The following is a 12,075-nucleotide window of genomic DNA, read 5'->3' on the forward strand; positions in this document are numbered from 1 at the left end:
CGTCCGGTGCCGGGCACTACGCTGCTGGTCATGAGTGATTCGCCGGGTGATGTGTTCGAACCGCTGGCCGGGCTCGAAGGGGTCGGGTCCGCGGCTCGGGCGGCCCGGGACGCGGTCGACGTGCTGCTGCGGGACCGTGGTCTGCGCAAGGTCGGCTCGGACATGACCGCCGAGGCGCTGCTCCGGGGAGCGCACGCGTCGGCCGCGCTGGCCGGCAGCCCGTCGACCCTGGAGGAGGTTCGCCGAGGCGCCGGCGACGCTCTGGCGGTCGGTGCGGTCCGGATGACGGCGGAGCTGATGAGCCTCGCGCCGCGGGCGGACACCGCTCCGGTACAGGTCTGGACCAGACTGCACCAGTTGGCGGCGGTCGATCTCGGCTCGGATGACCAGTTGGGTCACCTGCGGACCAGTCGCGAACCCCTGCCGGACGACATCCCGGGCCTGCCGCCCGCGCCGCCCGCCGACGAGATGTGGGAGCGTCTGAGCGGACTAGCCCGGACCCTGACCCTGCCGACCAAGGCACCCGCCCTGGTGGTGGCCGCGATCGTGCACGCCGAACTCGCGGTACTGCGGCCTTTTCCGACCGCGAACGGCCTGGTCGCCCGGGCCGCGGAGCACTGCCTTTTGGTTGCCCGAGGCATCGACCCGGTCGCGGTCACGGTGCCGGAGGCCGGCCACCTCGAACTGGCCGGTTCGTATGCCCAGGGGCTGCGGGACTACGCCGGCCGCGGGCTGGTCGGCGTCCGCGACTGGTTACTGCGCAGTTGTGAAGTGGTCACGCTGGCGGCGGAACGCTCACCGCTCAACAACTCTGCCGCACAAGGAAAGTAATGCCCGGACATGCGAACGGCGCTCTCTGCTGAGAGCCCCGTCGCTGGCACGCCATCCTGGTTACCAAGCGTGCACCTTGTCTGCCGCCCCATGACTTCAACATGGTCGAAGCCTGGGGTCGCGCTGCCCGGTTGGGATGGGCTGGTCGCCGCGTGGGTGCCTGGCTGCCGTGCGATTCTCTACGGGACCCGAAGGTCCTTTGTGCTTCCTTTGTACTCCTCGGATCCCTTCAGCGGAAGGGGTTGCACGGCTCTACATGAAGCTGAGAAGAACGGAGTGCAGCCTCAACTTTCCTGCAGCCGGGCCCGCCGGCGGGCGGCGTACAGCAGTACCCCGGCCGCGGCCAGGCCGGCGCTGACCGCGGTGACGGCGACGGCCGGCCGGCGTACCTCATGGAAGCGGGTGCGCTCGGCCAGGGCGACCGGCTTGGTGAAGTCGAGCACCGGCCAGTCGCGCGCGATCGCCAGCCGGCGCAACGCGCGATCGGGATTGACCGCGAACGGATGGCCGACCGCGGCCAGCATCGGCTCGTCGGTGACGGAGTCCGAATAGGCGTAGGAATCCTGCAGGTCATAGCCTTCCGCGGCCGCCAGCGCGGTGATCGCGGTGGCCTTGTGCGGGCCGTAGGCGTACTCCTGGATCTCGCCCGTGTATTGGCCGTCGGCAACTACCATCCGGGTGGCGATCACCTTGTCGGCGCCGAGCATCTCGCCGATCGGCTCGACCACCTCGGAGCCGGAGGAGGAGACGATGACCACGTCCCGGCCGGCCGCCCGATGCTGCTCGATCAGCGTCACCGCCTCGTCGTAGATCATCGGCTCGACGATGTGGTGCAGGGTGTCGGCGACGATCGCGCGGACCGTCTGGACGTCCCAGCCTGTGCACATAGCGGACAGGTACTCGCGCATCCGCTCCATCTGGTCGTGGTCGGCGCCGCCGAGCAGGTAGACGAACTGGGCGTACGCGCTCCGCAGTACTGTCCGGCGGTTGATCAGGCCGCCGGCGTAGAAGGGGCGGGAGAAGGCCAAAGTGCTGGAGCGAGCGATTATGGTCTTGTCCAGATCGAAGAACGCGGCCGATGTGGACGTCCCCAGGTGCTCCATGTGGTCGAGCATAGGACGATCGGCGAAACGCCGAGGGGCCCGGCCTTTCGTGTGGCCTACTCTCCCGTTAGACTGTTGAGCAGTGTGACAGTGGCACTGGCCTGAAAGCCCCGGATCGGGGTGCAGGTGCCCGGTGACCAGACTCTCGGTTGCAACAAAACCGAGATGTGTGGCTGCCGGACTCGGGGGGTAGGTTTCTCCTCGACAGTGGCAGACTGTCGCCTCCTGATCGGCCCCCGGCTCCTCCCCCCGAGCCCGTGGCCGAAGACGGCCCCCGGTCACCCCCCCGCCGGGGGCCGTCGCCTTTCCTCTTCCAGGTATGCCTCGAGGCAGCGCGTTTGCCCTTTCCCGGGCAGATTCCTGCGGTTCGGCGGCCGTTTCGGCAACTCTTCAACCTCAGAAGAGTGTGTATTTTTCACTTTTCCTGAGCGTGAGAGCGTTCCCACTTTATGTAGGGTCTTGACAATGTAGTTGACTGGTCACACTTTGTGTCACATGAACCCGCGAACCCACCGCCCCCACTCCGCGGTCATCCCCGTCCTGCTCGCCCTCGTCCTCGCCCTTGCCGGCGTGGTCCTGATTCCCAGGATCAGCTCGGCCGCGACCAACCTCGTCACGAACGGGACCTTCGAGACCGGCACCCTGGCCGGCTGGTCCTGCTCGGCCGGATCCGGAGCCGCGGTCAGCGGTTCGGCTCACACCGGCACCTACGCGCTGCAAGGCAGCCCGACCTCGGGTGACAACGCCCGCTGCACCCAGTCGGTCTCGGTCAAGCCCAGCTCGACCTACACGTTGTCGGCCTGGGTGAAGGGCTCGAACGTGTACCTCGGCGCCGAGGGCGGGACGAGCACCTGGACCAGCAGCACCGGCTGGGCCCAGCTCACCACCACCTTCACCACCAGCGCCTCCGCGAGCACGGTGACGGTCTACCTGCACGGCTGGTACGGCCTTCCGGCGTACCAGGCGGACGACGTAGTACTGGACGGCCCGGGTGGTACCGGTCCGCCGCCGGACACCACGGCGCCGACGACCCCGGGTGGTCTCACCGTGGGCAGCCCGACCTCGAGCTCGCTGCGGCTGAACTGGTCCGCCGCCTCCGACGCGAACGGCATCGCCCGGTACGACGTGGTCCGCGGTTCCGGTACTCCGCAGAGCGTCGGCAACGTGACCAGTTGGACCGCGACCGGCCTGAGCCCGAGTACGACGTACAGCTTCAAGGTGCGGGCGTGTGACGCGGCCGGCAACTGCTCCCCGTATGGCGCGGCGGTGTCCGGCACCACCTCGAGCGGACCGGTCGACCCGCCGCCGGGCAACCTACCGAAGCACATCCTCACCGGCTACTGGCAGAACTTCGACAACGGCGCGACGCTCCAGCGGATCCGGGACGTGCAGCCCAACTACGACGTGATCGCGGTCGCCTTCGCCGACGCGGTCCCGAGCCAGCAGGGTGCGATCACCTTCAACCTCGACCCCACCCTGTCGAGCCGGCTGGGTGGCTACACGGCCGCCGAGTTCAAGGCCGACATCGCCGCCAAGCAGGCCGCGGGCAAGAAGGTCATCCTGTCCGTCGGCGGCGAACTGGGCACGATCAGCGTCGCCAACTCCACCGCCGCCGCGAACTTCGCCAGCAGCGCCCTGTCCGTACTGCGCGAGTACGGGTTCAACGGGATCGACATCGACCTGGAGAACGGCGTCAACGCGCAGTACATGGGGCAGGCGCTCCAGAGCCTGCGCAGCAGCTTCGGCAGCGGCCTGATCATCGCGATGGCGCCGCAGACGATCGACATGCAGAGCCCGTCGTTCGAGTACTTCAAGCTGGCGCTGGCGATCAAGGACATCCTGACCGTGGTCAACGTCCAGTACTACAACTCCGGTGCGATGAACGGCTGCAACGGGCAGGTGTACTCGCAGGGCACCGTCGACTTCATCACCGCCCAGGCCTGCATCATGCTCAAGGGCGGGCTGCGACCCGACCAGGTCGGACTCGGCCTGCCGGCCTCCAGCCGGGGAGCCGGGAGCGGCTACGTGTCGCCGACGATCGTCAACAACGCGCTGGACTGCCTCACCAAGGGCACCAACTGCGGCAGCTTCAAGCCGGACACCACCTGGCCCACGTTGCGCGGCGCGATGACCTGGTCGACCAACTGGGACGCCCTGAACGGCAACCAGTTCTCCAACCAGGTCGGCTCCCACGTGCACTCACTGCCCTGATCGTGCACAACTACAGACCCGCTCCGGTGCTGGAAGCGCTCGGTGTCTGCTCGGAGGACGAGCAGCTCTACCGGGTGCTTCTGGCCCGGCCGGAAGCCACGACGACCGACCTGGTCGCTGACACGGGCTGGGCCGCCGCACGGGTGGCCCGGCACCTACGCTCACTGCTGTCTCTAGGCCTCGCATCCCGTACTCCGGGACGCCCGGCCCGCTTCACTCCCGCGGTGCCCGAAGCAGCGGTGGAACTCCTGGCCCTCCGCAAGCAGGCCGCGATCGTCGAAGCGCGGCTGAGTGCGGCAGTCCTGACCCAGGAGTTCCGGGCCAAGCGTGACGCTGGGCCGTTTACGGTGATCCGCGGTCAGCAGGCGATGGCCCAGCGGTTCTACCAGGCCCAGCAGACCGCGCAGAGCGAAGTACTGGTGCTCGACAAGCCGCCGTTCGTCGTACTGCCGATCGGACCGCGCCGGGCGCACGGCGTGACCTATCGGACCATCTACGACATGGCGGCGCTGGTGGAGCCCGCCGAGATCGCTGCTGCTCGCAGTGCGGGGCCCAGTTGCCGAATGCTTCGGGACGTGCCGATGAAGCTGGTGGTCGCGGATCGGCGGACAGGCCTGATCCAGACCGGTCAGGAGCTCGTCGAGATCGGGCCGTCGAGTCTTCTGGATGCTCTGCTGAGGTTGTTCGAGCTGCTCTGGCAGCAGGCCACCTCGTTGTCCCCCTCGTCCTCCGAGGGACCGCTGAGCTTCGAGGATCAGCAACTGCTCGCCCTGGCGGCCGCTGGGCTCACCGATCAGGCGATAGCTCGCAGGCTCGGGGTCGCCCAGCGGACGGTCGAGCGGCGGATGCAGAGGATTCTGAAGGCGCTCGACGCGACCACCCGTTTCCAGGCCGGCCTGCGCGCCGGTCAGAGGGGACTACTCAACTAGCCGGGGTCCGGTCGGTGACATCGGCGACCGTCGCGTTGAGGGCCTTGATCAGGGCCTCGGCGTCGACGGTCAGGCCGACGCCATGGTCGCCGCCGCCGATCGAGATGGTGCCCGTCAGGCGCCGGTCGGCGACGACAGGCCAGAGTTGAGTGCTGCCGAGCGGGGTGATCGTGCCGCGGACGTAGCCGGTCACCTCGAGAGCCGTGTTCGCGTCGGGCATCGAGATCCGGTTGACGCCGAGCAGCGTGCGCAGCTTGGGCCAGGCGATCTCACGGTCGCCCGGGACCAGGATGAACCGGTAGTCGTCGTCCGACAGCCGGACGACGATCGTCTTGATCAGCTTGGCCGGCTCGATGCCCCGGGCGGCCGCGGCCTCCTCGAGGGAGTTCACCCTGCCGTGCTTGGTCGCCACGTAAGCCAGGCCAAGGGAGTCCGCTGCCTCTGTCGCTCGGGTCATCTGGCTAGTTTCGCACTGCGCCTCAGGAGTAGGGCCAGCACCAGCGTGACAAGGAGGAGGGCACCGGCCTCTGTGGCTACCCCTGGCCACGCCGCGTGGGTCCACGCAGTACCGGCTAGGCCGCCGAAGATCGAGGAGCCGAGATAGAACGCGAAGAGGTAGAAGCTTGCTGCCTGGCCGGTACCTCCGCCGCCTGCGTGCGCCCTGACGGCGACCCAGCCGCTGGCCACGCCGTGGACGGCGAAGAACCCGGCTGTCATCACGGCCAGGCCGAGGATGATGATCGGTAGCGGCCTGCTCAGGGTGATGGCCACGCCTGCCAAGGTGACCAAGCACCCGATCGGCACGACCGCACGGCGGCCGAAGGAGTCCGCCAGCCGCCCTGCCATCGCAGACGACGCCGATCCGACCAGGTAGACGGCGAACACCAGTCCAGCCAACCCCGGCCCCAGCCCGTACGCCGCCAGCCGGAAACCAGTGGCGTTGTAGACGGCGACGAACGCGCCCATCGCGGTGGCGGCCACTCCATAGAGAGCGAGCAGCGCCGGATCCTTGAGGACCCTGACGGTCTGCCTGCTCTTCGTCGCTCGCTTGAAGTTCTGTGAATCGGGCAGCAGGACTGCTACTAGTACTGCACAGGTGACCCCGAGCAGCGCGATGCCGCCGAGAGCCGCACGCCAGCCACCGAGATCGGCGAGGCCGCCCGCGACCAGTCGACCAGTCATGCCACCGACTGCTGTTCCTGCGATGTAGAGCCCGCTTGCACGAGCATGACTGTCTTCGTGGACCTCTTCGCGGAGGTAGGCCACCGCCACAGCCGGTAGCCCGGCCATGGCGACGCCTTGCAAGCCTCTGAGAGCCAGGAGCGTCGTCCAGTTGGGGGCGAGCGCGCAGAACACAGCGATGACCGCTGCCGCCGCTACGGACCAGCGCATCAGCTTGGTGCGGCCCAGGACTTCGGACGCCGGACCAGCGATCAGGAGTGCCAGGCCGAGGCCGAGGGTGGCCAAGCTCACGCTGAACGCACTCTGACTTGGGGAGACCTTGAAGACGCGGGAGAGTTCAGGGAGCAGCGCCTGGGTGCTGTAGAGCATGGCGAAGGTCGCGAGGCCGGCCGCGAAGAGTGCCACCGAGAGCCTGCGGTAGCCGGCGTCGCCGGGGCGGTAGCCGGAGTACGCGGCCGGCGCCTCGGGGATCGTCTGCATGCGGCCGACAGTGCCAGATGTCCTGACATACGTAAAATGTCTGAATCGGCGTGAATCGATACGCTTTCGGTATGCATATCCAGGATCTGCGCTGGTTTGTGGTGCTCGCGGAGGCCGAGCACCTGACTGATGCCGCGGCTGTGCTTGGCACCAGCCAGCCGACACTGTCGCGGGCTCTGCGCCGGGTTGAGGACGCGTTCGGGGTCAGGCTGTTCGAGCGCGAGCATCGCGGGCTGCGGCTCAATCCCTACGGCCGCATCGTCCTGGAGGCCGCCCGGGCCGGCACCGCCGCGGTGGATGCGGCCTCGCAGCGGATCGGTGCGCTGGTCGATCCCGACTCGGGAACGGTGCGGCTCGCCTTCCTCCATTCGGTGGCGACCGGAGTCGTACCGGACCTGCTGAAAGCCTTCCGCTCGGTGGCGCCCAGCATCCGCTTCGCGCTGCGGGAGGAGCCTTCCCATCTCATCGTCCGCGATCTCGAGTCGGGCGAGGCCGAACTCGGGATCACCGGGCCGCGACCGCCGCGGGACATCTTCGGCTGGCATCTGCTGGAGCGCCAGCGCTTGTGCCTCTACGTCCCAGCGGGTCACCCGCTCGCGGGGCTGGAACGGGTGAGCCTGGCCGAAGCAGCGGACGAGCCGTTCGTCGCGCTTCGGCCGGACTTCGGCTTCCGTCGCGTCACCGACGAGCTCTGCCAGGCCGCCGGGTTCACCCCTCAGGTCGCCTTCGAGTCCACCGACCTGACCACGATCGACCGGCTGGTCGGCGCCGGCCTCGGCGTCGCGATCCTCCCGGCGGGCGCCGTGCGCAACTCCGACAGCGGTGCGACGCCGGTTCCCGTCCAGGGCATCGAGGCCCGTCGCGACATCGGCCTCACCTGGCGCCTCCGCGGCGAACTGTCCCCGGCCGCGGAGCGGTTCCGTTCGTTCGTCCGCGAACTTCCGGCCTGAGGCACAATGCCCAGAAGGGAGAATTCAGTGCTCGGGTCGTTGGGGGATCGTGAGTAGAGCGTCGAGGTCGATACGGCTCAGCAGGCGTCGCCTGCTGACGGCCGGTGCGGCCGCGGCGGCGGTGACGGCGATCCCGGGAGCCGGCGTGGTGCCGCCCGGCGGGTACGGGTCGGGCAGTCTCACGCCATGGCGGAGTCTGACGCGTTCGATCTCGCCGGCCGCCCAGATCCAGGACGTGGTCGAGGCCGACGGGCTCTTCCTGTTCGGCGACAGCATCGCCGTCCAGGACGAGGATGCGCTGGCCTTCGACCTGTGGCGCCGGACCAGTACGACGCTGGCCGTGGACGCCTGGGCGGGGCGGCCCACCGGACCGGCCGTCGATGTGTTGGCGCGCTGGGCCAAGACCTATGGCCTGCCGCACAGGATTCTGATGGCGACCGGTACGAACGACGTCTTCACGCCGCCACTGTTCGGTGGCCAGATCGACCGGGTGATGCGGCTCGCCGGTCCCAGCCGGGCCGTGTACTGGGTGAATGTGCACGTCGGCCGGTTCAAGGACAGTACGGCGATCCAGACCGCCGACCAGCGCAACACCAAGTGGATCAACCTGCAACTGGACACCGCGCGGAAGCGGTATCCGAATCTGGTGATCATCCGCTGGGCCGAGTTCCTGGCCGCTCGGCCGGACCAGGTGAGGACGTACCTGCGTGACGGCGTCCACACCACGATCCCAGTCGGCCAGGACGCCCGGAACGCGCTGATCGTCGACGCGATCGCCTCCGCCTGAGCACGACGCAGCACGGCGGACGGTGGGACGCCCGTCCGCCGTACTGGTCGGCTCCTACTTACTCAGGTCCGCCTCAGAAGCCGGCGGTGATGCGGGTGAACTCCCAGTCGGGCTGGGCGATGCCACTGCAGTTGGAGACCACGCCGCCACCGGCGCAGCCGCGGTCACGGTTCACCGACCAGAACGCCAGCCGGCCCAGACCGTTGTTCTTGGCCCAGGTGGTGATGTTCTGCCAGGTCGCCGTGGTGGTCATCTCCTGCTGGTCCGACAGGCCGTTCATCCCGGAGATGCCCTGGTGGGCGTAGGCCTGCGCGGTGGTCCAGCCGAAGGTGGCCTTCAGTTTGTTGTTCAGTCCGGTGGAGGCGCCGACGGTGTCGTTGTAGATGTTGGCGCTGCCGAAGTCGAACGGCATCAGCGTGAAGATGTCGATGTTCGCGTTGAGGGCCTTGGCGCGCTCGATCAGGCGGTTGCCCCAGTAGTTCGGTCCGGTGGTCGAGGTGCCGAAGGTCAGGATCGTCTGGATGCCGGGGTTGTTCTGCTTGACGATCTTCAGCGCGTTCAGGATCCGGTCCTGGACGACCTCGCTCTCGAACTCGTCGGAGTTCTCGATGTCGACGTCGATCGCCTTCAGGTTGTAGGCGTTGATCACTTGCTGGTACGCGCCGGCGAGTGCCTCCGGCGTGCTGCAGTTCGGGCCGAGCTTGTTGCCGCTCCAGCCGCCAATCGACGGGACGATGTCGCCGCCCGCTGCACGGATGGCGGCGATCGCGTTGGCGTCGGCGCTGCCCTGCAGAGGACGTGCGCCGTCCCAGGCCGGGGTGCAGCCGCCGGACGACAGGATGAAGGCCATGGTGAACCACTTGATGCCGGTGGCGTTCATGACCGTCGTCGGGTTCGGCGGGTCACCCCAGCCCATGTAGAGGTACGGCGCGGCCCGGCGGGTGCCGATGGGGTCGGGCCCACCACCTGTCTTGGTCGTGACGGAGATCGAGCCCGTCTTGGAGCCTTCACCCGCACTGTTGGAACCACTGACCTGGTAGCTGTACGCCGTGTTGGCGGTCAGCCCGGAGTCCGTGTACGACGTACCGGTCGGGGTGCCCACCTTCGCACCGTTGCGGTAGACGTTGTAGCTGGTGGCCCCGCTAGCGGCCGACCAGGTAAGGCTCACGGACGAGGCGGTCGAAGTACCGACTAGTCCACTCGGTGCGCCGGGTACTGTTCCGCCGCCACCGCCTGTACAGGAACCGCCATTGAGGCGGCAGGCGGAGATGCCGGGGAAGTTGCCCGGGCTGCCGTTGAAGCCGAAGGTGACACTTGCGCCGGGTGCGAGCGGTCCGGCCCAGCCTGGCGGGGTGAACGTGTGGGTCTGGCCGCTACTGCTCCGGGTGGCATCCCAGGAACTGCTGATCGAGTAGCCGGACGGGAAGTCGAGGGCGATGGACCAGGTGCTCAGCGGGCTGGTGGTGCCGTTGGTGACGGTCACCTTGCCCTCGAAGCCACTACCCCAGTCGGACACCTTGGTGAAGGCTGCGCTCACCGGTGCGGCCTGGGCCGCGGGTGCGACCAGGAGCGTCGTCACTACTGCTGCTATCGCGGCGATCGCGACAGTTAGATGCTTGCGTTTCATCATGCTCCGATCAGTGGGCGGTACGTGATCAGATCCGGCCCCAGAGTGCGGGGACGTTCGGCGGTTCCCATCCGGTCAACGAGGTGTGGCCCTGGATGCATTTGTAGGTGACGCCGTTGTAGGACACCAGCGAGTTGGTCGCGTAGGACGTGTTCGGCGCCCACGGGGTCGCCGTGGGAGGTGTCGGGGTGGGCGTGGGAGTGGGGGTCGGCGTCGGCGTGGGAGTCGGCGTCGGGGTGGGCGTCGGGGTCGGTGTGGGAGTCGGCGTCGGGGTCGGCGTCGGGGTCGGCGTCGGGGTCGGCGTCGGGGTCGGCGTCGGGGTCGGCGTCGGGTTCGGGCCGCCGCAGCCGGGGGTCTCCGCGTTGACCGAGTTGACGACCGCGTTGAACAGCGTCACCTGCGGGTCGAGCGCCTCGAGGGAGTACATCATCGCGCCGGCCAGCCCGTTGCAGTGCTGGTAGTCGGCCTTCTCCTTGATCGAGCGGGCGTTGTCGCCGGTCCAGAAGGTGCCGTTGCTGTAGAACCAGGAGGACTTGGTCGTCTCGTCGAAGAAGGTCGAACTCGGGTTGTCGACGAAGCCGGTGAGCTCCTTGTAGAAGGAGACGCCGGGCACGTTTCCGCTCAGTGCGTGGCCGTCGGCGGGTCCGGTGGCCGGCTGGTACTTGCCGTTGCTCGTGTTCGGGACGCCCTTCCATCCCCTGTAGTAGAAGGGATAGCCGATGGTGATCTTGTTCGCCGGGAACCCGCCGGGGATCCCGTACTGCGCGTCGCCGGTGGTCCAGGCCTTGATCGCGCCGTCGACGGAGTACTTCGCCGTACCGGGCGGGATCGGCGTACTCGGGTCGTTCGGGGCCTGGTAGAGCGGGTCCTGGAAGTTCGTCGGCCCGGTGGCGTCCCAGCCGCCGTGCATGTCGTACGTCATCACGTTGTTGTAGTCGAGGTACTGGCCGATCTTGTTCGTCTCGATGGTGGCGATCTTGTCCTGGCCGGCCGGGGTGGCCGCGGTCAGCCACATCTTCTTGCCGACGCTGTTGCCATAAGCATCGATCTGGGCACGCAGCTCGGCCAGCAGCAGGGTGAAGTTCTGCTTGTCCGCGGCGCTGTAGTGGTTGCCGACGTGGCCGTTCGGCGAGCCCGGGTACTCCCAGTCGATGTCGATGCCGTCGAAGAGGCCGGCCGCGCTGCCGGGACCGCCGAAGCCGTCGACGATCGGCAGGTCGCCCTTGAGGAACATGTTCACGCAGGAGCTGACGAACGCCTTGCGCTTGGCGTCGGTCGAGGCCGCGTCGGAGAAGTACTTCGAGTAGGTCCAGCCGCCGATCGAGATCAGGATCTTCAGGTTCGGGAACTGCGCCTTCAGCTTCTTCAGTTGGTTGAAGTTGCCCTGGATCGGCTGGTTCCAGACGTCGCCGACGCCGTCCACGCTGATGTCCGCGCCGTACGACTTGCCGTAGTCGGCGAACGCGTCGCCCGCGCCGTCACCGGCGTTCGGGTTGTTCTCGTCCTGTGAGGCGGCCTTGTTCGCCATGAAGCAGGTGTGGCTGGTCGGGTGGATGTTCGCGAACGCGTAGTTGAGGAAGTCGAGCTTGCTCGCCACCCCGGTGGTCTTCAGGTTCTTGGGGTAGAACGCGTTCTGGTAGATGCCCCACTGGGTGAAGTAGGCCGTCTTGACGCCGCCGCTGGTGGCCGCCTGCGCGGCGGGCAGCGCTGCCGGGGCGGGCAGGCCGGCGGTCGCGACGGAGACGCCGGCGGCGGTGATCAGGGCGGTCGCGGCGACTATGGCCGCGGCCTTGAGGGTGCGCATTCGACTCATCTGGGCGGGTCCTCCGACTGGGAGCTGAGCAGTGCACGGTTGCTAGCTGATGTCCACGAGTGGACGAGTTCTGAGCGTTCTGAGAGAAACTTAGTTAAGGACGCTTCGAAAGGAACCGTAACTCTTCGCCGCCCGTTGGTCGCCGGGTCGTGCTGGCGGATT

10 protein-coding genes are annotated in these 12,075 nt (G+C 67.9%); 5 read left to right on the plus strand and 5 right to left on the minus strand.

Annotation, left to right across the window (positions count from 1 at the left end; translation table 11 throughout):
• Nucleotides 1-30 precede the first annotated feature (30 nt).
• The gene (locus ABD255_RS25500; protein ID WP_344218198.1) at nucleotides 31-831 is read left to right on the plus strand and encodes a Fic family protein; all 801 of its coding nucleotides are present in this window, start codon (nucleotides 31-33) and stop codon (nucleotides 829-831) included.
• Nucleotides 832-1,115: 284 nt separating this feature from the next.
• Here ABD255_RS25500 and ABD255_RS25505 read toward each other — a convergent pair whose 3' ends face one another.
• A complete protein-coding gene (locus ABD255_RS25505; protein ID WP_344218200.1) occupies nucleotides 1,116-1,934 on the minus strand; it encodes an HAD family hydrolase in 819 nt (272 codons plus the stop codon).
• A gap of 495 nt (nucleotides 1,935-2,429) precedes the next feature.
• Here ABD255_RS25505 and ABD255_RS25510 point away from each other — a divergent pair, with 495 nt between their 5' ends.
• On the plus strand, nucleotides 2,430-4,145 hold the full coding sequence (locus tag ABD255_RS25510; RefSeq protein WP_344218202.1) for a chitinase: 1,716 nt from the start codon (nucleotides 2,430-2,432) through the stop codon (nucleotides 4,143-4,145).
• Between the two features lie 2 nt (nucleotides 4,146-4,147).
• Entirely contained in the window at nucleotides 4,148-5,074 is a 927-nt protein-coding gene (locus ABD255_RS25515) for a helix-turn-helix domain-containing protein (protein ID WP_344218203.1), read from the plus strand.
• Here ABD255_RS25515 and ABD255_RS25520 read toward each other — a convergent pair.
• Together ABD255_RS25520 and ABD255_RS25525 are read right to left on the minus strand one after the other, a co-directional pair.
• The gene (locus tag ABD255_RS25520; protein ID WP_344218204.1) at nucleotides 5,067-5,531 is read right to left on the minus strand and encodes an aminoacyl-tRNA deacylase; all 465 of its coding nucleotides are present in this window, start codon (nucleotides 5,529-5,531) and stop codon (nucleotides 5,067-5,069) included. The two genes, ABD255_RS25515 and ABD255_RS25520, sit on opposite strands and share 8 nt — an antisense overlap.
• Nucleotides 5,528-6,736 (minus strand): MFS transporter, encoded by a 1,209-nt coding sequence (locus ABD255_RS25525; RefSeq protein ID WP_344218206.1) that lies wholly within the window; start codon nucleotides 6,734-6,736, stop codon nucleotides 5,528-5,530. Before ABD255_RS25525 ends, ABD255_RS25520 begins: the two co-directional genes overlap by 4 nt.
• Before the next feature lie 71 nt (nucleotides 6,737-6,807).
• On the opposite strand from ABD255_RS25525, the gene ABD255_RS25530 reads away from it, so the two are divergent.
• Nucleotides 6,808-7,686, plus strand: coding sequence for a LysR family transcriptional regulator (locus tag ABD255_RS25530; RefSeq protein WP_344218208.1), 879 nt, complete (start codon nucleotides 6,808-6,810; stop codon nucleotides 7,684-7,686).
• Between the two features lie 49 nt (nucleotides 7,687-7,735).
• On the plus strand, nucleotides 7,736-8,473 hold the full coding sequence (locus ABD255_RS25535; protein WP_344218210.1) for an SGNH/GDSL hydrolase family protein: 738 nt from the start codon (nucleotides 7,736-7,738) through the stop codon (nucleotides 8,471-8,473).
• Nucleotides 8,474-8,546: 73 nt separating this feature from the next.
• Here the strand turns inward: ABD255_RS25535 and ABD255_RS25540 are convergent, their stop codons facing one another.
• Together ABD255_RS25540 and ABD255_RS25545 are read right to left on the minus strand one after the other, a co-directional pair.
• Nucleotides 8,547-10,103 carry a glycoside hydrolase family 18 protein gene (locus tag ABD255_RS25540; RefSeq protein ID WP_344218212.1) on the minus strand — a complete coding sequence of 519 codons (1,557 nt, stop codon included), beginning with the start codon at nucleotides 10,101-10,103 and terminating at the stop codon, nucleotides 8,547-8,549.
• A gap of 25 nt (nucleotides 10,104-10,128) precedes the next feature.
• On the minus strand, nucleotides 10,129-11,913 hold the full coding sequence (locus ABD255_RS25545) for a glycosyl hydrolase family 18 protein (RefSeq protein WP_344218214.1): 1,785 nt from the start codon (nucleotides 11,911-11,913) through the stop codon (nucleotides 10,129-10,131).
• Nucleotides 11,914-12,075 lie beyond the last annotated feature (162 nt).

This window comes from Kribbella sancticallisti (assembly GCF_039530625.1).
Classification (GTDB): domain Bacteria; phylum Actinomycetota; class Actinomycetes; order Propionibacteriales; family Kribbellaceae; genus Kribbella; species Kribbella sancticallisti.